The organism is Arthrobacter sp. 'calajunan' (genome assembly GCF_046940185.1).
Classification (GTDB): domain Bacteria; phylum Actinomycetota; class Actinomycetes; order Actinomycetales; family Micrococcaceae; genus Glutamicibacter; species Glutamicibacter soli.
In genome coordinates this window covers 316,597-339,986 of record NZ_JBKZDY010000003.1, presented here as the reverse complement: position 1 = coordinate 339,986, position 23,390 = coordinate 316,597, and the positions used below count along the sequence as shown (strand labels likewise).

24 protein-coding genes and 1 riboswitch are annotated in these 23,390 nt (G+C 62.0%); of the genes, 9 read left to right on the top strand and 15 right to left on the bottom strand.

Annotation, left to right across the window (positions count from 1 at the left end):
• Nucleotides 1-2 precede the first annotated feature (2 nt).
• Nucleotides 3-1,436, bottom strand: a complete 1,434-nt coding sequence (locus RF641_RS06440) for a flavin monoamine oxidase family protein (protein ID WP_113606970.1) — start codon at nucleotides 1,434-1,436, stop codon at nucleotides 3-5.
• Between the two features lie 108 nt (nucleotides 1,437-1,544).
• On the opposite strand from RF641_RS06440, the gene RF641_RS06435 reads away from it, so the two are divergent.
• Nucleotides 1,545-2,198: a TetR/AcrR family transcriptional regulator gene (locus tag RF641_RS06435; RefSeq protein WP_082344834.1), complete on the top strand. Its 654-nt coding sequence runs from the start codon at nucleotides 1,545-1,547 to the stop codon at nucleotides 2,196-2,198.
• Nucleotides 2,195-2,434, top strand: coding sequence for a hypothetical protein (locus tag RF641_RS06430; protein WP_047120070.1), 240 nt, complete (start codon nucleotides 2,195-2,197; stop codon nucleotides 2,432-2,434). The genes RF641_RS06435 and RF641_RS06430 overlap by 4 nt, the downstream gene beginning before the upstream one ends.
• On the opposite strand, the gene RF641_RS06425 is transcribed toward RF641_RS06430, so the two are convergent.
• The 11 genes from RF641_RS06425 to RF641_RS06375 all read right to left on the bottom strand — a co-directional run bounded on the left by RF641_RS06425 (nucleotide 2,431) and on the right by RF641_RS06375 (nucleotide 10,986).
• On the bottom strand, nucleotides 2,431-2,619 hold the full coding sequence (locus RF641_RS06425) for a hypothetical protein (protein ID WP_047120071.1): 189 nt from the start codon (nucleotides 2,617-2,619) through the stop codon (nucleotides 2,431-2,433). The two genes, RF641_RS06430 and RF641_RS06425, sit on opposite strands and share 4 nt — an antisense overlap.
• Nucleotides 2,620-2,787: 168 nt before the next feature.
• Nucleotides 2,788-3,216 (bottom strand): hypothetical protein, encoded by a 429-nt coding sequence (locus RF641_RS06420; RefSeq protein WP_113606972.1) that lies wholly within the window; start codon nucleotides 3,214-3,216, stop codon nucleotides 2,788-2,790.
• A gap of 201 nt (nucleotides 3,217-3,417) precedes the next feature.
• Entirely contained in the window at nucleotides 3,418-4,116 is a 699-nt protein-coding gene (locus RF641_RS06415; protein WP_244910840.1) for a potassium channel family protein, read from the bottom strand.
• Nucleotides 4,109-5,479 (bottom strand): TrkH family potassium uptake protein, encoded by a 1,371-nt coding sequence (locus RF641_RS06410; protein WP_113606973.1) that lies wholly within the window; start codon nucleotides 5,477-5,479, stop codon nucleotides 4,109-4,111. The genes RF641_RS06415 and RF641_RS06410 overlap by 8 nt, the downstream gene beginning before the upstream one ends.
• A 281-nt stretch (nucleotides 5,480-5,760) precedes the next feature.
• The gene (locus RF641_RS06405) at nucleotides 5,761-6,000 is read right to left on the bottom strand and encodes a hypothetical protein (protein WP_047120074.1); all 240 of its coding nucleotides are present in this window, start codon (nucleotides 5,998-6,000) and stop codon (nucleotides 5,761-5,763) included.
• A 200-nt stretch (nucleotides 6,001-6,200) separates the two neighbouring features.
• Complete coding sequence (locus RF641_RS06400; RefSeq protein ID WP_047120075.1) at nucleotides 6,201-6,689, bottom strand: Lrp/AsnC family transcriptional regulator; 489 nt, start codon at nucleotides 6,687-6,689, stop codon at nucleotides 6,201-6,203.
• Between the two features lie 67 nt (nucleotides 6,690-6,756).
• Nucleotides 6,757-7,257, bottom strand: a complete 501-nt coding sequence (locus RF641_RS06395; RefSeq protein WP_113606974.1) for a DedA family protein — start codon at nucleotides 7,255-7,257, stop codon at nucleotides 6,757-6,759.
• A gap of 2 nt (nucleotides 7,258-7,259) precedes the next feature.
• The gene (locus RF641_RS06390) at nucleotides 7,260-8,516 is read right to left on the bottom strand and encodes an MFS transporter (RefSeq protein WP_113606975.1); all 1,257 of its coding nucleotides are present in this window, start codon (nucleotides 8,514-8,516) and stop codon (nucleotides 7,260-7,262) included.
• Nucleotides 8,513-9,655, bottom strand: coding sequence for an NAD(P)/FAD-dependent oxidoreductase (locus RF641_RS06385; RefSeq protein ID WP_424572802.1), 1,143 nt, complete (start codon nucleotides 9,653-9,655; stop codon nucleotides 8,513-8,515). Before RF641_RS06385 ends, RF641_RS06390 begins: the two co-directional genes overlap by 4 nt.
• On the bottom strand, nucleotides 9,656-9,973 hold the full coding sequence (locus RF641_RS06380) for a bifunctional 3-phenylpropionate/cinnamic acid dioxygenase ferredoxin subunit (protein ID WP_047120077.1): 318 nt from the start codon (nucleotides 9,971-9,973) through the stop codon (nucleotides 9,656-9,658).
• Between the two features lie 98 nt (nucleotides 9,974-10,071).
• On the bottom strand, nucleotides 10,072-10,986 hold the full coding sequence (locus RF641_RS06375; RefSeq protein ID WP_047120078.1) for an N-acetylglucosamine kinase: 915 nt from the start codon (nucleotides 10,984-10,986) through the stop codon (nucleotides 10,072-10,074).
• A gap of 257 nt (nucleotides 10,987-11,243) precedes the next feature.
• Between RF641_RS06375 and RF641_RS06370 the strand changes: the two genes are divergently transcribed.
• Nucleotides 11,244-11,687: a MarR family winged helix-turn-helix transcriptional regulator gene (locus RF641_RS06370; protein ID WP_047120079.1), complete on the top strand. Its 444-nt coding sequence runs from the start codon at nucleotides 11,244-11,246 to the stop codon at nucleotides 11,685-11,687.
• 90 nt (nucleotides 11,688-11,777) lie between these two features.
• On the opposite strand, the gene RF641_RS06365 is transcribed toward RF641_RS06370, so the two are convergent.
• A complete protein-coding gene (locus tag RF641_RS06365) occupies nucleotides 11,778-15,002 on the bottom strand; it encodes a DEAD/DEAH box helicase (protein ID WP_424572801.1) in 3,225 nt (1,074 codons plus the stop codon).
• 149 nt (nucleotides 15,003-15,151) lie between these two features.
• Nucleotides 15,152-15,273, top strand: a riboswitch (SAM riboswitch).
• A gap of 32 nt (nucleotides 15,274-15,305) precedes the next feature.
• Here RF641_RS06365 and RF641_RS06360 point away from each other — a divergent pair.
• From RF641_RS06360 to RF641_RS06350, 3 genes are all read left to right on the top strand, one after another.
• Nucleotides 15,306-15,857, top strand: a complete 552-nt coding sequence (locus RF641_RS06360) for an OsmC family protein (protein WP_113606978.1) — start codon at nucleotides 15,306-15,308, stop codon at nucleotides 15,855-15,857.
• 409 nt (nucleotides 15,858-16,266) lie between these two features.
• Nucleotides 16,267-16,674 (top strand): cytochrome P450, encoded by a 408-nt coding sequence (locus RF641_RS06355; protein ID WP_113606979.1) that lies wholly within the window; start codon nucleotides 16,267-16,269, stop codon nucleotides 16,672-16,674.
• Between the two features lie 77 nt (nucleotides 16,675-16,751).
• Nucleotides 16,752-17,816 (top strand): hypothetical protein, encoded by a 1,065-nt coding sequence (locus RF641_RS06350; protein WP_424572800.1) that lies wholly within the window; start codon nucleotides 16,752-16,754, stop codon nucleotides 17,814-17,816.
• An 86-nt stretch (nucleotides 17,817-17,902) separates the two neighbouring features.
• Here the strand turns inward: RF641_RS06350 and RF641_RS06345 are convergent, their stop codons facing one another.
• Both RF641_RS06345 and RF641_RS06340 read right to left on the bottom strand, forming a co-directional pair.
• Nucleotides 17,903-18,610, bottom strand: a complete 708-nt coding sequence (locus RF641_RS06345; RefSeq protein WP_047120081.1) for a FadR/GntR family transcriptional regulator — start codon at nucleotides 18,608-18,610, stop codon at nucleotides 17,903-17,905.
• Between the two features lie 28 nt (nucleotides 18,611-18,638).
• The gene (locus RF641_RS06340; protein ID WP_113606981.1) at nucleotides 18,639-20,315 is read right to left on the bottom strand and encodes an L-lactate permease; all 1,677 of its coding nucleotides are present in this window, start codon (nucleotides 20,313-20,315) and stop codon (nucleotides 18,639-18,641) included.
• A gap of 146 nt (nucleotides 20,316-20,461) precedes the next feature.
• Here RF641_RS06340 and RF641_RS06335 point away from each other — a divergent pair, with 146 nt between their 5' ends.
• Genes RF641_RS06335 through RF641_RS06325 form a run of 3 tightly spaced genes read left to right on the top strand, consistent with a single transcriptional unit; the run spans nucleotide 20,462 to nucleotide 23,324 of the window.
• Nucleotides 20,462-21,226: a (Fe-S)-binding protein gene (locus tag RF641_RS06335; protein WP_047120083.1), complete on the top strand. Its 765-nt coding sequence runs from the start codon at nucleotides 20,462-20,464 to the stop codon at nucleotides 21,224-21,226.
• A gap of 17 nt (nucleotides 21,227-21,243) precedes the next feature.
• Nucleotides 21,244-22,695, top strand: a complete 1,452-nt coding sequence (locus RF641_RS06330; protein ID WP_424572861.1) for a LutB/LldF family L-lactate oxidation iron-sulfur protein — start codon at nucleotides 21,244-21,246, stop codon at nucleotides 22,693-22,695.
• Nucleotides 22,692-23,324 carry a LutC/YkgG family protein gene (locus RF641_RS06325; protein ID WP_424572799.1) on the top strand — a complete coding sequence of 211 codons (633 nt, stop codon included), beginning with the start codon at nucleotides 22,692-22,694 and terminating at the stop codon, nucleotides 23,322-23,324. Before RF641_RS06330 ends, RF641_RS06325 begins: the two co-directional genes overlap by 4 nt.
• The last annotated feature ends 66 nt before the right edge of the window (nucleotides 23,325-23,390 follow it).

Here is a 23,390-nt window from a genome sequence, read left to right as displayed (position 1 = left end):
TCTTAGACGGTGATCTTCGAGTCGGCCGGAGCGGTCAGGGTAGCCACGCCGTCGTAGGACTCGTCGTAGGAGGTTCCGTCGAGTTCCGCGAGAATGCGGGCCGCGTTGCGGCGGCCCATGCGTACTGCGCCGTCAACGTGCTGGTAGCCTTCGCCGGCCAGGTCCGAGGAGGAGAAGTAGATCGGGCCGACGTTCTCGTTCTGGCTCGGGCCGAAGCGGTACAGGCCGCCCAAATCGTAGCTGGTGGCGTAGGCGCCACGGGTCCACTCTTCGGAGCCGAAGTCGGAGAGGTAGAAGACCTTCGGATCCAGGGTCTTCTCGCCCAGGAACTCGGCCATGGCCTTCAGGATGGCTTCCTTGCGCTCGGCGTCGGTGTCCATGGCCCAGATCTTGTCGGCTTCCAGATCCGAAATGAAGCCGACGAGGGTGCCGGTGGATTCGCCGTCGAAGGTGTTGTCGTAGATTTCCTGGACCAGGTGGTTCGGGCCGAAGCAGGTGCCGGACAGGCCCTCTTCACGCCAGAACGGGGTGTCATAGACCGCGTGCACCTTGATGACCAGGCCCATGGACTGGTGCTGGTGGGTGACGTGCTGCCAGCGAGGCAGCGGCGGGAAGTAGCTGATGCGGTTGTACAGGTTCGGCGGAACTGCCAGCACGGCCTTCTGGGCCTTAACGGTGACGTCGGCACCGTGGGCCACCACGCCGTCTTCGGACCATTCGAGCTTGAGCACCGGGTTCTCCAGGAACAGGGTGTCTTCCGGCAGACGGCCGGCCACGGCGATGGACACGCCCTGCATGGAGGTCTTCATGCGGCGGTCCAGGATGAAGTCTTCGTCGACCAGGTTGTCGAAGGAGCCTGCGGAGGAGGCCATGAGCACTGCCTGCAGCGCGGAGAAGGTGTGGGCCGGCTTGGTCAGCATGCCGCCTGCGATGAACAGGCCGATGTTGTTGCACGCCACCTCGTCGGAGGAGTTCTCGCGCAGGAAGTGGTGGAAGGAGATCTTGTCCAGCTCCTCGGCCTGCGGGTGCTCCCACGGCTTGTCCGGGTTCATGCCGGCGGCCAGCTCGTTCATGATCGAGATGAGCTTGTTCATCTCGGCCACGGTGGCTTCGCCGACCGGGAAGTCCTCGCCTTCGTAGATGATGGCTTCGCCGGCCTCGGTGCGGTAGACGCTCTTGCCCTGCTTGTAGCGCTCGAAGGTCTCGATGCCCAGTTCCTCGATCAGCGAGTACAGGCCGGTCTGGTCCGGGCTGATCCACTGGCCGCCGATCTCGATGGTGGCGCCGTCCATGGTGTCGGTCCAGGTGCGGCCGCCCACGCGGTCGCGTGCTTCGAGCACCGCTACGGACTTACCGGCCTTGACCAGCTCGTAGGCGGCGGTCAGGCCGGAAGGACCTGCACCAATGACAACGACATCGCGTTCGAGATGTTTCATGACTGCTCTCCTAGAACAATAAAATGAATTCAGTTCATTTATCTTTCCTATAGCATAGGGTACGAACACGATCTTGTGAAGTAACCCACGTCAGCTAGGGGATCATCAATGAGCGAAGAGGCGCCTCGCCGTGCGGGCAGACCGCGCAGAGCCGTGCTCACCCGGGAACGCATCACCAGCCACGCGCTGGAGCTGGCTTCTGCAGACGGCTACGAGGCCCTGACGATGCAGCGCCTGGCCAAATCCCTGGGCGTTGCCGCCTCGGCCCTGTACAACCACGTGTCCTCTAAGCACGACCTGCTGCAGTGGGTCCAGGAACTGGTGATGACCGACGTGGACACCTCGGTCTTCGACACCCTGGAGATCTCCGAGGCGCTGGTTGAATGGGCCACGAGCTACCGGAATGTCTTCGCCCAGCACATTCCCCTGGTTCCGGTCATTGCGGTGCTCCCGGTGTCCGATTCCCCGCGCACCTTGAAGATGTATGAACGGGTCGCCGAGGCTTTGCGCGACTACGGGTTGAAGGACGAGGCAATCATCCCCACCATCGTGGCGCTGGAATCATTCATTTTCGGCTCGGCCATGGATACCGCCGCCCCGCACGACATCTTCGACGCGCGGGACCACAAGGATGCCACCCCGAACTTCACCCAAGCAGTGTCCGATCAGCGTGCCACCGGGCGGAACACCAGCGACGACTCGTTCCAGCGCGGCCTGCAGGCCATGGTCGCAGGCCTCCTGGCGGCAGGGAGCAAAAAATGACTCAAGCCCACGACGCCGACGGGCCGCAGAAGAAGTCATGGCTGGCACGTATCACCGGCAAGCAGTGGACCTCGGTGGCGCTGGTCATCGTGGCCTTGGTGTTCATCTTGCAGAACCTGAATATCGTGCGCGTCGAATTCTTCCTGTTCCACACCGCCGCTCCGTTGTGGGCGATCCTGCTCATCACGCTGGCGGCAGGCTATGTGATCGGAAGATTCTCCAAGCGCCGGGACTAGTCGTCCAGGATCGCCCACTCCCCGACTTCCTCGTTGTCGGAGTCGAAGACGTCTTCCTGGGCTCCGGGAACGAGCGGATACATGGTGATCTTGGTGGACCAGTCACGCAGAATCTTCTGCAGCTCCTCCAACGGCTTCAGCTGCATGTTCTCGGTGTCGAAGTTGACTTCCAAAACAAAGCGCATGGTGCACTCCCATCCCTCGCGTTGCGGCAATCCTATGCCCTGATTCGCTGAAATACGAGACTTGACAAGGGCTGGACAATGACTGACCCGCAATGGGTGAAATCTGCACGTTAATGGCAGAAGCGGGGCCCCAAAGGGACCCCGCTTCGCACGGTGAAAGTTATCCGATTACTGCATCGTGGTCATCGTCGCGATGGAGTCAAAGGCTTCGGGGCCGCCGACCTTGTACAGGGCCAGCAGCAGGCCGCCGAAGACGGTGCCCATGATCGCGCTGAAGCCCAACGAGATCTTGGCCAGCGAGCGGACCTCGTCACGGCTGATGGCGCTTTCGTTGTTCAGGTACCGGGCTGCGCCGGCGCTGATGCTTGCCGCCGGGGTTGCAGGCTTCTCCGTTGCGGACTGGGCCTGCGCCGATGCAGTCTGGGAGATGGCAGGGGCTACTGCCGGTGCCGCCATCAGGATGTTCGATGCGGTGTCGATCTCTCCGCCACGCAGGTAGGCGACGGTCGAACGGTGCTTGCGGTCCTGGCGGAGCTTGACAATGTTCGAGCCATGTCGTGCCAACAGAATATCTTCGCCAAGTGGGATCGTGCCCATCGATAACCGCTCTCCTAAGTAAATTCAAACACCGTACTTCCAGTAAACCCCACGAATTTTCGCTACCTGTTAAATACTTGTCTATTTGTTCACAAACACACATGCCCCTGTGATGCAAACGGCATGATTTCAGCGTTAAACGCGCCTACGTCACACCTGGGTGGGCCTCCGGGCGGCGTTCAGCCGCCTGTGGGAACCCGTTCAATCGGGCAGCTGGCCGAAGGCTTCGGTATCCGAAATCGGGCCGAGCACCAGGATGCGGTCACCGGGCTTGAGCACCGTCTGGGCATCGGCATGCTGCCAGCGGCCCTCGTCATTGGTGCGGGCCGCCACTGTTACCCCGTAGTGCTTGCGCAGGTTGCTGTCGCCGAGTTTCAGCCCCTGCAGCACCTTCGGCGTCGTCATTTTCACCATGGCGAATCCACGATCGATTTCGAGGTAGTCCATCATCGATCCGCGCACCAGGTGGGCTACCCTTCGGCCCATGTCCTTCTCCGGGTAGATGATGTGGTGCACGCCGAGCTGTTCGAGAATCAGGCCGTGCTGGTCATCCAGCGCCTTGGCCCAGACATGGGGAATGTCCATGCTCAACAGCTTTGAACAGGTGAGGATCGACGCCTGGAGGTGGTTTCCGATGGCCACCACAACCCTGTCGAATTCGTTGAGCGAGAGCTGTTCAAGAGCTTCGCGCTTGGTGGCGTCGGCCCGGACCACTTGGGTGAGTTCCCCGTTGAGGGACTGGACGATATCTTCGTCCAGGTCGATTCCCAGCACGCTGGTTCCCGAGCTCATCAGCTCCAGAGCCAGCGAAGCTCCGAAACGTCCCAAGCCGATGACTGCGACGGAATTTGCATGGGCAATTTTCTTGGCCGCACCGCGGCCGCCGGAGAAGTTAACCAATTGCTGGCCTTTCCTTAGGAAGTTCGAATACTGCTTTCTTGTCGCGCAGGGCAAGCGCCGATCCGAGCGACAGGACGCCGACGCGTCCCAGGTACATCAGCGCGATCAGCACCGCTTCGCCGGTCGCGGGCAGCTCGGGGGTGATGCCGGTCGACAGCCCCACCGTGGCGAACGCCGAGGTCGCTTCGAACAGGCATTCATCCAGGGTGAATTCGGTGATCACCAGCAACGCCATAGTTCCGGTGAAGACCGCGGCCACCGCGACGAGCGCCACCGTGATCGCTTGGCGGTGCACCGAGCGGGACAGCCGCTTGCCGAAGATGTTCACTGCGGCTTCCCCGCGAAGTTCGGTGAGGATGATGAAGAACAGGACCGCGAAGGTCGTGATCTTGATGCCGCCACCGGTGCCTGCCGGGCCAGCGCCGATGAACATGAGCAGATCCATGCCCAGCCAGGTGGCCGAATGCATGTCCCCGATATTGATCGAGTTGAACCCTGCGGTACGCGTCTGCACGGATTGGAAGAATCCTGCCAGCAGCTTGTCCTGGACGGACATGGGCCCCAATGTGTCCGGGTTGGCCCACTCCATGGCGGTGATGAATACGGTGCCCAACAGCAGCAAGGCAACGGTGCCTACCAGAACGATCTTCGTATTCATGGACCATTTCAGCCTGTTCCGCGCGTATCGGCGGATCTGCAGGATGACGGGGAATCCCAGGCCGCCGAGGATGATCGCCGCGGCAATAGGAATGCAGATCCACGGGTCGGATGCGAACCCCACCAAGTTGTCGGAAAAGAGTGCGAATCCTGCATTGTTGAAAGCGGAGATCGCGTGGAACCCTCCGTAGGCCAGACCTTCCCCGAACGAATAGCCGTACCCGAGGATGAATCGGGCAGCCAGCAGCACCGCGATGATGCCCTCGATCGTGAACGTCACCTTCACGATCGACAGGGCGGCGTTCTTCACGTTTGGGCCTTCGACGGCCTTGGCCTCGGTCTGCGCAGTGATTTTTGCGCGCAGGCTGAGTTTTCCCAAGATGCTCAGCGAGAACAGGGACGCGACGAGCATGATGCCCAGACCGCCGGCCTGGATCAAGGCGATGATCACGATTTTCCCGAAAACGCTGAAGTGCGTCGCGGTATCGAGCACCGCGAGGCCCGTGACGCAGACTGCTGAAGTTGCGGTGAACAGCGCATCGATGAAAGGCGTCCACTGCCCGGTGGAAGAGGAAAGAGGGGACGCGAGAAGCAACCCGCCGGTCAGGATCGTGATGGCGAATCCCGTAGCCACCGTGCGGGCCGGCCGCGCCACCACGGTTGATCCGGAAACATGAAAACGGTGCTTTCGCTGGAGTTTGCTCATAGAATCCGAATTCGTAGTGCCTGCCGTCTACATGTTGTAGAAAAGCCTTACGAATGGAAAACAGTACACCTGCTTCACCGGCTTGCCAAGAGGGCAATTTTCCCGCGGCCGATCCCCCGCTGTCTGGTGGGTGACCAGCGACAACGAGGTAGCTCGGGCATCCCCGCGTGCGCGGATTCGTTGGTGCCGAGGGCATTTGTTTCGGCGTTAACGGACAGGGCGCAAAAAAGCGGAGGCAGGATCCTGCCTCCGCTTTTCATTCGGATCGTAATCCGAAGCCGCTATGCGGTTTTGATGTTCCGATGCTTGCGCGCGCGCTTGGCCGCGCGGATCTGCACCGTCAATTCATTGTTCGTCATGTCATCGGGTGATGCGATGTCGTAGTCATGCGCCTGCTTGAGCAGACCCTGACGAATTTCCGCGTGATGGTTGCGGTTGTATTTGCGCACCATGACGACCGTTACGATTGCCAGCACCGCCAGGGTGACCAGGGCAGTGAGCATTGTGGTTTCCACGTTCATTGTCTTCTCGACCCCCTTTGTCTTCAAGTTGAGGATTCCGCAGCCCGCGATCCCAGCTAGGAGCTGTGTTCAATTCAAACTTCCCGGACGCTTCATTCTCCTGTACAGAGGAACAACAAGTTTAGCAGATTTATTCGAATTACTGAATTGGGGTATCGAATCGACGCGTAATTGTCACTCGGTTCCGCCGCTTGGATCCGCTAGAACTCGCCGGTACCATGGCTGTGCTCGAAGACCAGCGACGTCTGCGTGGTCGCCACGGCTGGATTGGCTGACAAGTTGTCCAGTACGAACTGGCGTACATCTGACGAGTTGCGCACGGCCACGTGCAGCACGAAGTCGTCAGCGCCGCCCAGGAAGAAAAGCTGGCGCACCCCGGGTTTGTCGCGCATCTGCGTGGCGAAATTCGCCATCAGGTGGCGGGCTCCCGGGCGGATGCGCACGAAGATCAGGGCTTCGAGCTCCCTGCCGAGCACCTGCGGGTCCACCTCGATGGTGAACCGGGAAATCACTCCGGAATCGCGCAGGGCGTTGAGCCGTGCCAGGCACGTCGATGCAGCGATGCCCAGCTCTTCGGCCAGCGAATTATTCGTCCGCCGGGAGTTCTTGGAGAGCAGCTCCAGCAGCTTGCGGTCTAGTTCATCAAGCTGCGCCGTGGGGCCGCCCGAGGCGTTGGTTCCATTGAGCATCGTTTGCACACCTGCTTTCAATGAGTCGTGGTGCTTCCATTGATCTTACGGAGGGCCGCTGCCGGCGTTACTGCGGCGGGATATTGTCCGGGGCGTCGTGCGCTATGCGGCGCTTGCGCATCCGGAGAATGACTACGGCGGCCAGCGCGATCACCAGCGCCCCGCCGACGAGCCACGGCCAGTCCAGGGCCAACCACGCATAGAATACCGCCAAGCCGATCGTGGTGTAGAGCAGCGCCCAGGCCATGGCGCCCACCGCCACCGCCGGCAGGTAACGGCGCACTGGCATCCGGCTGACGCCTGCCGACGTATTCACCGCGGACTGGATGCCCACCGTCAGGAAGCTCAGTGGAACCGCCAGCATGCCCCACCGGGCGATGAAGCGCTGGGCGCGCTGGTAGGCCCGACCATGCAGGTGCCGCTCAAACCTCGTATGCTCCACGCCCTTGGCGATGCCGCGACCGACCCAATAGGTGGCATTCCCGCGGGCGAACGCCAGGCAGAAGAAGAATACGAAGGTGATGGCAAATGGTGCGTCGTTGGTGAGCCATGAGATGGTTTCGGACATGCTTACGGAACGCTCTTGATCTGGCGGACCAGCGCTGCGCCGACCAGGCTGATCACGGCCGAAATGAGGAACAGGGTCGGGTAGCCGCCGAACCAGGTCACCGACAGCCAGGCCACCAGCGGTGCAACCACCTGCGGCAGCGAGTTGGCAATGTTGATCATGCCCAGGTCCTTGCCGCGCGAATCGGCGTGCGGCAGCACCTGGGTCAGCAGAGCGAAGTCGACGGCCAGGTAGGCGCCGAACCCAATGCCCAGCAGCACCGCGGCGATGACGGCGGTCGTGAAGTTGGAGGCGAAGGCCAGCACCCCGGCGGCAAGGGCCACGATGACCGAGGAAATGATCACGAATTTCTTTCGCTTGCCGTCGCGGTCGGAGATCTTTCCGGAGATCACCGAGGAGAAGATCACGCAGAATGCGTAGATAGCGGTCAGCACCAGCACGCCCTGGGCCGGGTCCGGATGGCCCAGCTGGTCCTGCAGGAAGAACAAAAGGTACACCAGGCACAACTGGCAGCCGAGATACAGCATGAAACGGGTCAGCCACGCCCAGCCGAAGTCCTTGTGCTTGACCGGGTTGATCCAGAAGCTCTTGAGGAATTCGCCCGCTTTCAGCGCCGGCAGCGCACCCTTGGGCAGCGGAACATCCTGGCGCATCATGACGTACGGGATGGAGCACAGCGCCACTGCCACCGCGACGATGGCATAGCCGAAGACCAGATCCTGCGCGGCATACATGCCGATGACCGCGCCGATCAGCGAACCGCAGGTCTGGCCCAGCGCCACCAGGCCGCCCACCATGCCGCGCTGCTCCACCGGGACCTTGTCCGGAATGGCAGCGAAGATCGCGGCCAGCGCGGCATTGCCGGCCGCCTGCATCAGCGCCCAGCCAAGCACCAGCAGGCTCACCGTCTGGGCCGTGGACATCAGCAACAGCGAGAGCGCGCCGGCGAGCGTGCCGAAGAAGACCCATGGGATGCGCCGGCCGAACTTCGAGGTGCTGCGGTCGCTCAGCGCTCCGAACAGCGGATTGGCCACCAGCGAGACGGCCGCGCCCACGCCGGTGACCAGCGAGAGGATCGCATTCTTCTGGCTGGCATCCAGCTGCTGGGCATGCAGTCCCAGCAGCACCTGGATGGGCGCGAAGAAACCGACGTTGATGCCGATATGCACGATCACCAGGGCAGTGATCCAGGCGGCGCCTACGCGCCGGGTGGGAACCTGCAATGCGGCAGGGATGCTTCCCGGGGCTCCAGGGCTCATGGGGCGGGTCGTCCTAACTCGCGGGGACCGATCTGCGGGTCCTCAAGCTGTTCAATGCCGGGGGTGATGCCGCGGGTGATCAGCTTGCGCACTGCCTTGGACATCAGTCCCCCATCGATCATGGAGGCCGCCACCAGCGTGCCGGATTCGTCCAGGCCGAATACCGTCTGGATCTTGCCGCGGCGGCTGTACCGCTTCACGACGCTGGCAACCTTGGAGAAGTCCCCCACGGTTTCCACGTGGGCATCGTGGCGGTCGGACCAGAACCACGGGACCGACCGGCCGGGCGCCGGGGTGCCGAGAATGGTGGAGGCGGCAATGGCCGCGTCCTCCATCGCTGCTTCCCAGTGCACCGCACGGGGGCGCCCTGCTTCGCGGGCCGCGTCGCCCAGGGCCAGCACCTGCCGATGGCTTGTCGAGCGCTGTCCGGCATCGACCAGGATTCCGTTCTCCACGTCCAGGCCTGAGCGTTCGGCGAGCGCGGTATCCGCTTCGACGCCGATGGCCGAGACAATGATGTCCGCGTCGTGGCGCTCGCCGGAGACGATAGCGTAGCCGGGGCCCAGCTCGGTCACCGTGCCGGTGATCGTGGTGACGCCGTGGGACTGGTGCTCCGCATGCAGCTGCTCGGCCAGATCCTCGCCCAGCACGTGCGCCAGCGGGGCGTTGGAGCTGGAGACCAGAGTGATCTGGGCACCGAACATCCGGGCGGTGGAGGCGAATTCGGCGCCGACCAGGCCTGCCCCGATGACCAGCACACGCTGGCCGAACATCCCGTCTTCCAGCTCGCGGGCCAGATGCTGGGCGTCGGCCGCGGTGTGCAGGCTGCGCGCGAATTCCGCGCCGGGCACGTCCAGGGTGCGCGGGATGGTGCCAGTGGCCAAGACTACCCAGTCGTCCTCGGCCGTCGGCACCTGCAGTTCCGTGATTTCTTCCTGGACCAGGTTGATACGGTTCTCGCGGTACCAGGAGACCGGCGCGAAGGGCTCGACTTGCAGGGCCTTGCTCAACGGCGGTCGGTCGTAGGGAAGCCCCTGCGTATCGCTGATGCTGATGGTTCCCGCATAGTTCCGGCTGACCAGTTCACGGGCCAGGGTGTAGCCGGCGACTCCTGCCCCGATGATGTGTACGGAGGACATCTAGATGTCGAGCTCCAGATTGCCGTCCACCACATTGACCTTATAGGTGCGGGCGTCCTTGGTGGCTGGCATGCACAGCACCTTGCCGGTGCGCAGGTCGAAGCTGGAGGAGTGCAACGGGCACTCTACTTCGCAGCCGTCGATCCAGCCTTCGGAGAGCGACGCGACTTCGTGGGTGCATTCGTCCTGCAGCGCATAGAAGTTACCGTCTTCGGCGTGGAACACCGCGATGTCCTCGATGGCTCCACTGTCTTTTGCCTCTACCAGCAACGCTTCGCCTTCTGGCAACTGGTCTGCTGGACCGACACGGTAACTCACAATGACTCCTTTGGTGCGCAAATAGTTCTGAACCTATCTTGTCACCTAATTAGGCGATGCACATATTAGCGGTGTCACCTCCAAGCCCTCTGGATGGTTCAAACAGAAGAAATCATGGATCTCAGCGGATGGTTCGCCGTCAGCCCGCCCATCAGCCGGATGCCGTCCAGCCCGTTGCCGGCCGGTTCGACCAGCCGCGCTCCGGGAACCAGCGAGGCCAGCTCTGCCGTGAAGGCCGAGCGTACCCGGGCACCGGCGAATACTCCTCCGAGGCAGGCAACACTTGCCTGCGAGGCATCGGCTTGGCCTGTCCGGCGCAATGCGGCGGCCGCCGAATGGGCCAGCTCTTTGCCCGCGAGATCGCAGATCAGGGCAGCGACCGGATCGGTCTGGGCGTAGCGGGAGACTTCCTTCCCGAAGGAGGCCACCACGGCGATCTTGTCGGGCGCGGCCTGGAGCTGGATGTAGGCTTCTTCTAGCTCCGGCCAACGTTCTTGGACCGGGCCGGTCAACGCTGTCTGCGGTCCGCGGCCATCGTGCGCGCGCATCACCGCGGATAATGCCTGCTGCCCCATCCAGTAGGCGCTGCCGGCATCCCCCATGATGTTGCCCCAGCCGTCCACGCGGGCCGTGTTGTTGGTTCCGACGGCGAGGGTGACCACGCCGGTTCCGGCGGCAACGACCGCCCCGGGCCGGTCTCCCAGCGCGCCCAGATAACTGGAAACTGAGTCATGGGCAAGGTTGAGACCCGAGGCCACGCCTGGCTGCAGCATCGCCCTGAGCGCCCCGGCGTCATGCTCGGCCTTGGTCAGCCCGGTGGTGCCGATGGAAACGACGTCGAATCCGGTACCGCGGATACTTGCTGCGTGCCCGATAGCGGCCGCCAACTGCGGCAGTACCGGCAGATGCGTCTGGACCCCAGGCAGGCGACGTTCCGCGACGTAGCCCTTGTCGATAATCCTGAGTTTTATTTCGGTTTGACCGCCGTCGACCGCCAGTTGCGTGTGGAACATGATGATTAGATCTCCCTGTCGTCATTCATAGGCTATGTTCAACCTGCGGATCGATTCCCCGTGACATGCGGCCGTGATGACGGACGGTTTTTCAGCCTGGTCGGAGTTCTGGGCCTCAATGGCTCCGTGGAAAACCCGGCAATTGGCGAAAAAACAGAATCGGCCGAATGCAATTTACGAATGGCGCGCGATTAGTTCTTTGAGCGAATTGTGCCCAATCACGTCATGGAACCGCAAAAAATCTTAGAATAGAAAACATGCAAGAAGAACAGCTGATGCAAAAGGTGGAAGACGAATTCACCGCCCTGTTGTTTCGTGCGCGCCAGATGCTGGTTCGCCGCGCCAAAATCATCCATCCTGAACTCCAGGACCAGGGTTACCGGCTTCTCGCAGTCGTCATCCGCGAAGACGCCCAGCAGCAGGGTGTGCTCGCCGAAAAGCTCCGCCTCGACAAGGCCACAGTGTCGCGGTTAGTGCAGCACCTGCAGTCCATCGGGCTGGTCTCCCGGGTTCCGGATCCGCGGGACGGCCGGGCTCAGCTGGTCTCCGCCACCGATGAGGCCCGCGAGAAATGGAGTTCCAGTGGCGACATGCTGCGCCAGCAATTACGAAACCACCTCAGCGACTGGAACCACGACGATCTGGAAGAATTCGGCATTCTCATGCACCGGCTCAACTCGACCTTTGACGACATCGTGTAGGCGCTCCGGACCCTGAACACGCGAAAGGCGGATTTCTGATCAAATTTTTTGATCAGAAATCCGCCTTTCGCTGTACAGCAGCAAAACGACCTACTGCATCAAAGCCAGGAAGTCATCCGCGCTCAGCACCGAGGACTGTGCCGCATCCGTCTGCTCGCCCAGTACGTCGTTGAATAGTGCTGTCTTTTTTGCCTGCAGGGCCAGCACCTTGGATTCGATGGTGTCCTTGGCAACCAGCCTGTAGACGTACACCGGCTTGGTCTGGCCGATGCGGTGCGCACGGTCGATGGCCTGCGCTTCGGCCGCCGGGTTCCACCAGGGATCCAGCAAGATGCAGTAGTCGGCGGTGGTCAGATTGATGCCGAAGCCGCCGGACTTCAGCGATATGAAGAAGACCGGGAATTGCCCGTCGGTGAACCCGTCAATCATGTCCTTGCGCTTGGGACCGCTGGTCGCGCCGTCCAGGTAACCGTGGTCGATTCCGAGTTCCACCGCAATGTCTTTCGCCTTGCCCAAGAAGCTGGTGAACTGGCTGAAGACCAAGATCTTGTGCCCCTCGGCGACTGCGTCCGCCATGAGCTCGCGCAACATCTCCAACTTGGCGCTGGGAGCATTTCCCTCATCAACCAGGGAAGGGTCAAGCGCCAGTTGCCGGAGCAGGGTCAATGACTGCAGGATCTTGAACCGGTTGGAATCCACGTCATCCACCAGTCCCAGCACTTCCTGGCGCACCCGCTGGAAACGGCGGTCATAGGCCTTGCGGTGCGCCGGTTCCAGCTCGACTTCCAGTACTTGCTCGGTCTTGGCGGGAAGCTCCGGGACTACCTGTTCCTTGGTACGGCGCAGCACAAACGGGCGCAACCTCTTCTTCAGCCGTTCCAGCCGTTCCGAGTCGCCGTCGGAAATCTGCTTCTGGTAGTTGTCCTTGAATGCCTTCTGGCCGCCAAGCAGACCGGGCGCAGCCAGCGAGACCAGGGCCCACAGCTCCATCAGGTTATTCTCCATCGGGGTACCGGTCACCACCAGCTTGCACGGAACCGACAGCTGGCGCGTCTGCTTGTATCCCTTGGACGTGTGGTTCTTCAGCTGCTGCGCCTCATCGAGAATCAGCACGGAGAACCCTGCCTCCTCGAATTCTTCGAATGACAACCGGAAAATGGCGTAGCTGGTGACCACCAGTTGGGCATCGCCGATTTGCTCGACAATGCTCTTCCCTGCCTTTTTGGCCGTGGAGGTGATGGACTGGACCCGCATCTGCGGGGTGAAACGATGCGCTTCGTTAACCCAGTTGCCAACAACAGAGGTCGGAGCGATCACCAGGAACTTCTGCTCCGGGTTCTCGGTGCGGGCCTGTTCGAGGCCTGCCAGCAGCTGGACGGTCTTACCCAGGCCCATGTCGTCCGCCAGCACCCCGCCCAGCGAATGCGTGCGCAGGAAGTTCAGCCAGGCGGCGCCTTGCTCCTGGTACGGTCGCAGTTGCGCCGTGAACGAGTCGGGGAGGTCGATCTTCTCCAGCTGCGCGCCATTGGTCAGTTCAGACATGGTCTGGAACCACTGGTTTTCCTGGGCTTCGATGATGCCCAAGTCCACCAATTCCTGCCACCAGTCGATGCTCAAGCGGTGGATTCGGATGCTGTTGCCGGACACGGTGCCCAGTTCCCCGGCTTCCTGGACCAGCTGGCGCAGCTGGTGGAATTCCGGTCCGTCAATCGGAATCACCGTCATGTCCTCAAGGACCAGATACTCGTCCCCCATGGTCAGTGCGGAAAGCAGTTCGGCGAACGGCACCTTCAGCCCGTTGATGGACACCTCGACGGCCAGATCGAACCAGTCTCCGGTGCTCTCCCCCGCTTCGATGCTCACCGTGGCCGGTTCGGAATTCAGTGAATAGCTCGGCAACTGCTCGTGGCCGGTGATGAGGATATCCGGGTGTTCCTCAAGCAACGGAAGGAGGTACATGACGAATTCAATGGCTTGGCTCTTGGAGAGTTCTTGTTCTGGGAAGACACCGTTCTTGGTCGTCTGGCCCAGTGGTTGGTCCCCGCCGAGCTTGTCGTTCACCGAGCTGATGATCTCGCGTTCAACCGACTTCTGGCGTGGCGATTTGGGCGGATATTTCCACGCAAAGCTCATGGTCAAACCAGTGCCAGTTTCAGTCAGCTGAAGCTGGAGCACCGGGCGTGCCGGCTGGGGAACCCTGTAGCTGGCATCTTCGCTGCGCACCGGTGCCACCTGCCGAAGGGAGTTCAGGTACCCACTTTCGAAGTCCTCGATGTCTTTGGTCGGAACCATCATTGCGCCGGCGCTGATGAGATCCCTCAGCTCCGGCCCTACCGCGTCTTCCAGCGGTGCCAGTGAAAGATTTTTCGCCTTGTCCAGCGGTTTGTCGGCAAAGGCAATCATGGACGGCGGGTTGCCCAATGCCAAGACGTTATCCGTTTCGCCGTTCGGACCGCGGAAAATGCCTTCAATGGTCAGGCCGCTGTCGTTTCGCCGCAAGTCGAGAAAGGCTGAACCGGAAAGATCCGCAAAAGACACCTCGCTGCGGTTGCTGGCGTTGCCGTTGACAATGTGAATTCCGGTTTCATGGATCAGGTCGAAGGCTTCGCGCAGGTCTTTTCCGGGCAAGTTGTTCAGGATGATCCAGTCGGTCGCATCCCAGACATGGCCATATTGGTCATGCTGGGATCGTTCGTTGAGCATGACCAATTCGTTGGCGGCGCGGCGCTGCTCCTTGGCGAACCTGTCGTCAAATGGCAGCTTACGCCAAGATACTCCGGTCTGGACCCAGGGGCTGCGGGTTCCCCTGCGGGCCGGACGCGCGTTGAGGTTCAAGGTCGGCCGGCCAAATCGAGTGGCGGGGATGACTTTGAGGATCAGTCCCAGTGGTTCCTCTTCAAGGTCGTTTTCGTGCTCAGCACCGGCAGGCACCTGCGGAAGCAGCCGCTTCAGGGTCCGTTCCCATTGCGGGGCCTGCGGAGCTTTCCAGGTGTCTTCTGTCCTGACTACATCCGAAACTGCGAAGCCGCCGCTGCCGATCTGGGTTGCTTCCACGAGCAACGCTGCGACATCCGCGCAGGAATATTCTTCCGGATGCGCATCGCAACGGCTGCTGAAGCTGATGCTCGTGCCCTCGATGGAAAGCTGGACCACGACGAAGGCCCGGAGAACCCAGCCGGAAACGATCGAACGACCGGGCATCTGCCGACGGTCTGAAATGGTCACCTGCCCGGAATTGGCCATCAGCCACCCTTGGCTGTACTCGCCTTCGGTGACCAGGGTTTGAGCGGCGACGGGGGTCAGCTGGTATTCCATGCTCACAACTTCTCGGGTAGGAGGCCGCGCCGTAACTGCGCGGAGTTCGTGATCAATTCTATCGACGCAATGGACAGTTCTTCCTGTGACGAAACATGAAGAAAGCTATTTACCAACCACGAAGAAACCCGGTAGAAAAGTAACTACTGAATCACGAGTTCCAATCACACAAGCCCTGGCTGGTTGGACGGCAACCCTATTCGCGTCATTGTGCGGGGTGCTCCAGGTGATGATTCGACGGATCTGAAAGACAGGTTCGTAAGCGATGGCGCCCCTTTGCGCCAGAAAGGGGATTATTTCCTCATGTCTACCGCAGCTTCCACCCTTTCCGTTGCCGAAGATCGTTCAGCCCGCCTACAGCAGGCCGGCACCGGCTGGGGAGAACGCATCTCCGCTGCTCCGGACAGCGCCAAACTGACCTTCACCGTTCAGGGCGAGGGCTTCGGCTCGGTGGCCAGCAACATCGTTTCGGGCCAACACACCTTTACCGTCGACGAGCCAGCTGCTCTGGGCGGCGACGATCTGGCAGCGAGCCCGGTCGAATACGCGCTGGGCGCATTGATCTCCTGCCAGGTCGTTGTCTACCGTCTTTATGCAGAGCAGCTGAACATCCAGGTCGACGACGTGAAGATCGTGGCCAACGGAAACCTGGACGTGCGCGGCCTGTTCGGCATCGACAAGTCGATCCGCCCCGGCTTCACCTCGGTGGATCTCGATGTGCAGATCACCGGCCCGGAAACCGCTGAGCGCTACGACGAATTGCGCCAGGCAGTCGACGCCCACTGCCCGGTTCTGGATCTGTTCGCCAATCCGGTGCCGGTGAGCACAAAGATCTCGCTGGTTTCCAACAACTAGCTGATCAGCATGGCGTTGCCCGCTTCACGGGCGACGCCATGCTTTACACAGAGCCTTGTTTCCACGGCGTGGCACTCATAGGCTGACTGCGAAGGCTAAGGACCGGAAGAAGCTGCCATGTCTGCGCCGAAAATTGTCCAGTGGGACCCAAGGATCCCGAGGCGTCTCGGCAGTGTTGCGACCGGAGAGCAGAACCGCACGGCCATGAAGCAAAACGCCATCGAGATCGGCGGCTACATCCCGCTGAGGGACTGGTGCTGTGCTGGGGAAACGCGTCAACGGATCTGACCACCTGTCTGATGAATGAGTGGGTCTACGACCGCAAGATGACCGATGAAGGAACTGGTCAGCCTGCTGAGCAATTGGACAGTAAGCGAACTAACCACAATTACGACCAGACTCGGCATCCCTGCGAGTCTGCTTCACGCCTGGTCGATGCCGTTTCCGACGGATACTGTGCTCCCCTGCACCGCTAGTTTCCGACCGGCTGGTCGCTATAAAGGATGTAGAGATTTCTAGGGTACGTATTCCTGCCGGCAAACGTGTGAGCACCATGGGGGCGTCGGCCAACCGCGACGAAAGCGCTTTCGGAGATCCCGACGACATCCTCCTCGACCGGCATCCCAGCCTGAACTCGCTTTACGGGGCAGGGATCCACAACTGCCCCGGTGCGCCCCTGGCACGGCTGGAACTGCGGGTATTGATCGAAGAACTGATCTTGCGCGTCCACCGGCTGGTGTCCATCGAGAACGATCCGCCGGTCCGCGCCCACTTCCCCGGCAGTGGATTCAGCAAGCTTCCGCTGATCATCTGGTAGTTGGTCGCCAATTTGTCGGAAGAACCGGATAGATTCTAGTCAACAATTAGCTCATCGCACCGGGGAGTCCTGACCTAATGACCGACTACCGCTCTTTCGACCGCACACAACTGATTTCCCGCTACGGCCAGTTGACGTCACCCGAGCAGGCTTGGGCCTGCATGGATATGACTCGTCAGAAACTAATCGACATGATTCACCAGCATGAGCCATTCGAGGAACAGCTTAGGCCCCATTTCCCACCAAACGCGCTGCTGAACCGCCAGCGCAACGAAATCGGTGCCGAGATGCCCTTCACGCTGGGATCCGAAAAGAAGTTGTACTTCTGCTGGGAGCCTGACGCGATCGGTGCCGCAGCCTACCTCGATGTGTCCAGGATGGATCAACGCGTCTGGAATATCGGGGAAGAAATTTCGGCAGGCACCATGGTACTTACCGTCCTTGCCACGACGCCGCCGTTGGTTATGGCATTGGAAACTGTGAAATCATTAGAAGGGCGAACCTACGATGTCCGCCGTGAGGCAACATTCGCCCAGCCGATTTCGTTGCTGGACCTCGAACAGCTGTGCGATTCCGGGCTGCCTCGATCTTCGCAGGCGCTCAATCCCCAGCTCGCGGAGCGCGTTCTCAACGCGTTGACCGGGCTCGTTGAAAATCCGCGCCCGTTGTACCTCGATGCGGGAGCCTGCGGGGTCGATAGCGAGTCGGAAGCTACAGCCACGGTGCATGCCTTGGCCCTCGCGCAGCGACATGATTCAGAAACCGACTACTGCGACGGCTGCCAGACTAATATCAAGGGCAGGAGTACGGTTCACTTCTTCCGCGATCGTCATGTCGATCTGCATTGGGACATCCAGGACCATGTTGATGACGCAGCGTTGCTATGCGCCGATTGCCACCGGCTGATGCACGCACCCACGCTCAAGCATCTCCAGAGAATGCTCGTTGCCTGCCCGGGCTGCGGAGCCCGGAATCCGAAGGAATATTTCTGGGGTATGCCGGCCTTCCCGCCTGATGAAGAGGAATACGTCGTTGGCGGCTGCGCCATTCCGAACCCTCCGGTGCCGAGGTATTCCTGCCGCAACTGCGAACTGAGCTTCGGTGAGCATCCCCATTGGGTGTCGGAACCATTGGCCGACTGATTCCTAGTCTTGCCCAGTGACATGCAGACGCAAAAAGCCGAGGCCTTCAATCCATTCTTGGATCGAAGGCCTCGGCTTTGGTCTTGCTATCGGGTTTGCGAGTAGAACCAGTTGATGTGTTCTTCGAGCAGCTGGGCCGCGCGCTCGCGCTGGTCCGTGGCGAACGCGTGGTGGATCGCCTTGTGCTGGCGGCGCAGCGTGCGCACGATCGGCTGCCAGGACTCGTCATCCGGGATCGACGCGGCCACGTAGTCGCTGATCGAGTTGCGCAGCGACTCCATCATGGATTCGACCACCGCATTGCCTGCCGTGGAAGCCAGCAGCACGTGGAACTCCGCATCGATGCGGTGGAACTCGTCGCGCGAAAGCTGCGGGTCGTCCATGCGCATGATCAGCACGGCGGTGCGGTCCAGGACCTGCTGCGCGTACACGGTGTCCCGCGGGTGCATCTGCGCGGCCCAGGTTTCCAGCAGGATGCGTGATTCCACGATCTCGCGCACATTGATCCCCTTGGCCGCCACGTGCAGTCGCAGCGCCTGGGAGATCCCGGCCGACGGCTCGGAAATGATCACCGCGCCGGAGTTCGGGCCCGAACCGGTAGAGGTCCGCACGATCCCCATCACGTCGAGGATGCGGATCGCGTCGCGCACCGAAGCGCGGGAGATACCGTGCTGCTCGGCCAGGGCCCTCTCACCGGGGAGTTGGTCCCCCAGTGTGAGGACTCCTGACCGCAGGTCGTTCTCAATTGCGGTGAGAACTACTTGGTAGGCACGTGGAGCTGGATTTACTGACATCTAGACCCAATTTTAGCCCGGATTCGGGCTACGGCAGCATCCAGGAGAGGACCGGGGTGGACTGCAGGTAAACCAGCACGCACAGCACCATCAGCATGCCCACGGACCAGCCGGCAACCTTCTTCAGGATGACCGACTCCTGGCCTTCCATCTTCACCGCGGTGGCGGCGATGGCCAGGTTCTGCGGGGAGATCAGCTTGCCGACCACGCCGCCGGAAGTATTAGCGGCCACCAGCAGGGTCGGATCGATGCCGGCGTTCATGCCGGCGGTCTGCTGTAGCTTGGCGAACAGCGCGTTGGCCGAGGTGTCCGAACCGGTCACCGCGGTGCCGATCCAGCCCAGGATTGGCGACAGGAAGGCGAAGAACGCTCCGGTGCCGGCAAGCCAGGTGCCCACGGTGATGGTCTGGCCGGACAGGTTCATCACGTAGGCCAGGCCCAGCACCGACAGGATGGTCAGCGCGGCGTAGCGCATGTTGTAGACGGTGTGCCAGACTTCGGCCATGCCGCGGCCGAAGGTCATCTTGTACTTGCCGCCGCCGTCGTTCATCGAGTAGACCAGCGCCACGATGGTGCCGGTGATCAGCAGCAGGGTGCCCGGGGAGGACAGCCAGGAGAAGTTGTAGATGGTGGAGGACACTGCCTCGCCGTTGGCGTTGACCACAGCTCCATGCAGTCCCGGCCAGCCGAACTTAATGTCGGTGCTGGCAAGCCATGCGGGAATGTCCACGCCCAGCTTCCAGAGCTTGGCCACGCCGAAGATCAGGATGACCAGCAGGTAGGGGAACAGCGCCATCCAGGTGTTGGAAGGGTTCAGCTTCTTGCCGTGCTCGATCGGCAGCGCGGCGGCCTCGGCGGTCAGGATGCGGCCGCGGGCCTCGCCGGCGCCCTTAGGGGTCCAGAAGCGAAGCAGGATCACGGCGGCGGCCAGGCCGACCAGCGAGGCGACGATGTCGGTCAGCTCGTAGGAGAAGTAGGTGGCGCACAGCCACTGGGCCACGGCGAAGGAGAAACCGATGAACAAGGTGGCCGGCAGGGTCTGGCGCATGCCGCGCCAGCCGTCGATGACCAGAACCAGGATGGAAGGAACGAACAGTGCCAGGATTGGCGACTGGTGGCCCACCACGGCGCCGATCTCGGCTGACGGGATGCCGGTCAGCGCACCGGCGGTGGTGATCGGGATGGCCACGGCGCCGAAGGCGACCGGGGCGGTGTTGGCGATCAGCACGGCGCAGGCGGCGCGCAGCGGGGACAGGCCCAGGGCCAGCAGCATGGTGGCGGTGATGGCCACGGGGGCGCCGAATCCGGCCAGCGCTTCAAGCAGGCCGCCGAAGCAGAAGGCGATCAGCACTGCCTGGATGCGGACATCGCCGCCGCCAATTACGTCGAAGACGCGGCGCAGGTCGTCGAAGCGCCCTGAGACCACAGTGACCTGGTAGAGGAAGATCGCCATGACGACGATCCAGACGATCGGGAAGGCACCGAACACCATGCCCATGACGCCGGAGTTCAGCGCCATGCCCACCGGCATATGCCAACCGAAGATGGCAACCAGGATTGCGACGGCCAACGAGCCGAGACCCGCCACGTGGGCCTTGGTTTTAATAACCGCAAGGAGGATGAAAAATGTCAGCAATGGCACGAGAGCGACCAGAGCCGAGATGGCAACGCTGCCAGCTATGGGATCTGTTGTGGGGGTAAACACGGTGTGGGCGTCCTTACTTGTGATGGTCTGACCATACGTGGTCCGACCACCAAGTGTACGAGGTGAGAGCCATCACAACAAGTCTTGACTATCGAGAAAGTTCCGACGTAGTATGGTCAGACCACACTTCGAAAGAGATATTTAGTATGCGGATCGCTCTCTTTGCCACATGCATCGTCGATGCCATGTACCCCGAAACAGCCAAGTCCACGGTGAAAATCCTGGAACGCTTGGGTCATGAGGTCATTTTCCCCAAGGCGCAGGCCTGCTGTGGGCAAATGCACATGAATTCCGGATACATGCCCGAAGCCCTGCCGGTGGTTGAAAACCATATCAATGCCTTTGACACCGACGACTACGACGTTGCCGTGGCCCCTTCCGGCTCCTGCGTCGCCTCGGTCAAGCACCAGCACCCCTACCTCGCCGAGCGCTTGGGCAAGCCGGAGCTGAAGGAACGCGCAGTGGCCGTTGGCAAGCGCACCTACGAGCTCTCGCAGCTGCTGGTCGACGTCCTGGGAATCACCGATGCCGCGAAGCAGCTGGGCAGCTACTTCCCCGAGACCATCACCTACCACCCGTCCTGCCACGGCATGCGCTCGCTGCAGCTCGGCGACCGCCAGCTCGACCTGCTCAAGACCGTCGGCGGCATCACCGTGAACGAGCTTCCGGAGGCCGACCAGTGCTGCGGCTTCGGCGGCACCTTCTCGATCAAGAACGCCGACGTCTCCTCCGCCATGCTCGAGGACAAGGTGAAGAACATCTGCTCCACCGGCGCTTCGGCCTGCTCGGGCGGCGACGCTTCCTGCCTGATGCACATCGGCGGCGGCCTGTCCCGCACCGGCGCCAAGCCAAAGACCCTGCACCTGGCCGACATCTTGGCCAGCACCATGGAAGAGACGGTGAAACTGTGAGCCAGGTATTCCTCGGCATGCCGGCCCCGGGAATGGGCAACCTGTTCGAGCAGGAGCCGTTCCCCCAGGCCGCACACCGCGAACTGGGCAACACCCAGATGCGCAAGAACCTGCGCCACGCGACGCACACCATCCGCGACAAGCGCCTGCGCGTGGTCGGCGAACTGCCCGACTGGGAGCAGCTGCGCGATGCCGGCAGCGCCATCAAGAACTCCTCGATGATCAATCTTGAAGAGCGCCTGCTGGAATTCGAGAAGAACTTCACCGCCCGCGGCGGCGTGGTCCACTGGGCCCGCGACGCGGATGAGGCGAACAAGATCGTCACCGACCTGATCAAGGAAACCGGCTCCACCGAGGTCGTCAAGGTCAAGTCCATGGCGACGCAGGAAATCGGCCTGAACGAGCACCTGGAAACCCAGGGCATCGAAGCCTTCGAGACCGACCTGGCCGAGCTGATCGTCCAGCTGGGCCACGACAAGCCGAGCCACATCCTGGTCCCGGCCATCCACAAGAACCGCACCGAGGTGCGCGACATCTTCCTGAAGGAGATGCCGGTCGTGGATCCGGACCTGACCGACGAGCCGGCCCGGCTCGCGGAGGCCGCCCGCAAGCACCTGCGCAAGAAGTTCCTGGCCGCCAAGGTCGCCATCTCCGGCGCGAACTTCGCGCTGGCTGACACCGGAACCCTGGGCGTCGTGGAGTCCGAGGGCAACGGCCGCATGTGCCTGACCCTTCCCGAAACCCTGATCACCGTCATGGGCATCGAGAAGGTTCTCCCGAAGTGGGAGGACATCGAGGTGTTCATGCAGCTGCTGCCGCGCTCCTCCACCGGCGAGCGCATGAACCCGTACACCTCGCTGTGGACCGGCGTGAGCGAAGACGACGGACCGCAGAACGTGCACATCGTGCTGCTGGACAACGGCCGCTCCCGCGTGCTCGCGGACAAGTTCGGGCGCTCCGCGCTGAACTGCATCCGCTGCTCGGCCTGCATGAACGTCTGCCCGGTCTACGAGCGCACCGGCGGCCACGCCTACGGCTCGACCTACCCTGGTCCGATCGGCGCGATCCTCTCGCCGCTGATGACCGGCATCGAAGCCGAGGACAACGGCTCGCTGCCGTATGCCTCCTCGCTGTGCGGCGCCTGCTACGAGGCCTGCCCGGTGAAGATCAACATCCCGGAGATCCTGGTGCACCTGCGCGGGGACGACGTGGACGCGAACCGTGGCAAGCGCAAGATCCCGACCCAGATGGACCTGCTCATGAAGGGCGGATCCTGGGCGCTGGGCAAGGGCAAGAACATCGGCCTGCTGGAGAAGGCGCTGCCGCTGGGCCGCTTGGCGGCCGGCAAGAGCAAGAAGATCAAGAAGCTTCCGGGCATCGCCGCCGGCTGGACCCAGTCCCGCGACATCCCTGCCCCTCCCATCAAGTCCTTCCGCGACTGGTGGAGCGACGAGAAGGAATCCAAGTGAGCGCCAAAGAAGAAATCCTCGGACGTATCCGTTCGGCCCTGGCCGACGCCCCAGCCGCCGAGGAAGTACCGCGTGAGTACCGCACCAGCTCGGAGATGACCGAAGAGCAGCTCATCGACCTGCTCGTCGACCGGCTGGTCGACTACAAGGCGGGCGTGGACGTGATCGAGGCCGCGCAGATCCCCGACTTCGTGGCCGCGAAGCTGGACCAGGCCTCGTCGGTGGTCTACCCGCATGGGCTGGACACCGGCTGGCTGTCCGCGCTGCCGCAGGACATCGCCCGGCGCATCGACGAGCCGGGCGCCCGGCTGAGTGTCGCCGAGCTCGACGAGACCAGCGCGGTGGTGACCTCCTCGGCGGTGTCCATCGCCGAATCCGGCACCATCATCCTTGACGGCGAGCCGGACCAGGGCCGCCGCGCGATTTCGCTGGTTCCCGATCACCACGTGTGCATCGTGCCGGTCTCCACGATCGTGCAGCTGCTGCCCGAGGCCATGCCCCGCCTGACCGTGACCCGGCCGTTGACCTGGATTTCCGGCCCGTCGGCCACCAGCGACATCGAGCTCGAACGCGTCGAGGGCGTGCACGGCCCGCGCGTGCTGGACGTTTTGCTGGTGCGCGGCCTGTAGCCGAATCGTACAAGGCCATCGCAGCCGGTTCCCACTCCTAACCTCCAGGGAACCGGCTGCGAATTT

Coding starts and splice junctions, on each gene's coding strand:
- RF641_RS06350 (WP_424572800.1), top strand. CDS start 16,752: ATGACCGACTACCGCTCTTTCGACCGCACACAACTGATTTCCCGCTAC.
- RF641_RS06360 (WP_113606978.1), top strand. CDS start 15,306: ATGTCTACCGCAGCTTCCACCCTTTCCGTTGCCGAAGATCGTTCAGCC.
- RF641_RS06385 (WP_424572802.1), bottom strand. CDS start 9,655: ATGTCCTCCGTACACATCATCGGGGCAGGAGTCGCCGGCTACACCCTG.
- RF641_RS06430 (WP_047120070.1), top strand. CDS start 2,195: ATGACTCAAGCCCACGACGCCGACGGGCCGCAGAAGAAGTCATGGCTG.
- RF641_RS06420 (WP_113606972.1), bottom strand. CDS start 3,216: ATGGGCACGATCCCACTTGGCGAAGATATTCTGTTGGCACGACATGGC.
- RF641_RS06400 (WP_047120075.1), bottom strand. CDS start 6,689: ATGCTCAATGGAACCAACGCCTCGGGCGGCCCCACGGCGCAGCTTGAT.
- RF641_RS06375 (WP_047120078.1), bottom strand. CDS start 10,986: ATGTTCCACACGCAACTGGCGGTCGACGGCGGTCAAACCGAAATAAAA.
- RF641_RS06440 (WP_113606970.1), bottom strand. CDS start 1,436: ATGAAACATCTCGAACGCGATGTCGTTGTCATTGGTGCAGGTCCTTCC.
- RF641_RS06345 (WP_047120081.1), bottom strand. CDS start 18,610: ATGTCAGTAAATCCAGCTCCACGTGCCTACCAAGTAGTTCTCACCGCA.
- RF641_RS06390 (WP_113606975.1), bottom strand. CDS start 8,516: ATGAGCCCTGGAGCCCCGGGAAGCATCCCTGCCGCATTGCAGGTTCCC.
- RF641_RS06365 (WP_424572801.1), bottom strand. CDS start 15,002: ATGGAATACCAGCTGACCCCCGTCGCCGCTCAAACCCTGGTCACCGAA.
- RF641_RS06330 (WP_424572861.1), top strand. CDS start 21,244: ATGCCGGCCCCGGGAATGGGCAACCTGTTCGAGCAGGAGCCGTTCCCC.
- RF641_RS06405 (WP_047120074.1), bottom strand. CDS start 6,000: ATGAACGTGGAAACCACAATGCTCACTGCCCTGGTCACCCTGGCGGTG.
- RF641_RS06395 (WP_113606974.1), bottom strand. CDS start 7,257: ATGTCCGAAACCATCTCATGGCTCACCAACGACGCACCATTTGCCATC.
- RF641_RS06435 (WP_082344834.1), top strand. CDS start 1,545: ATGAGCGAAGAGGCGCCTCGCCGTGCGGGCAGACCGCGCAGAGCCGTG.
- RF641_RS06410 (WP_113606973.1), bottom strand. CDS start 5,479: ATGAGCAAACTCCAGCGAAAGCACCGTTTTCATGTTTCCGGATCAACC.
- RF641_RS06335 (WP_047120083.1), top strand. CDS start 20,462: ATGCGGATCGCTCTCTTTGCCACATGCATCGTCGATGCCATGTACCCC.
- RF641_RS06370 (WP_047120079.1), top strand. CDS start 11,244: ATGCAAGAAGAACAGCTGATGCAAAAGGTGGAAGACGAATTCACCGCC.
- RF641_RS06425 (WP_047120071.1), bottom strand. CDS start 2,619: ATGCGCTTTGTTTTGGAAGTCAACTTCGACACCGAGAACATGCAGCTG.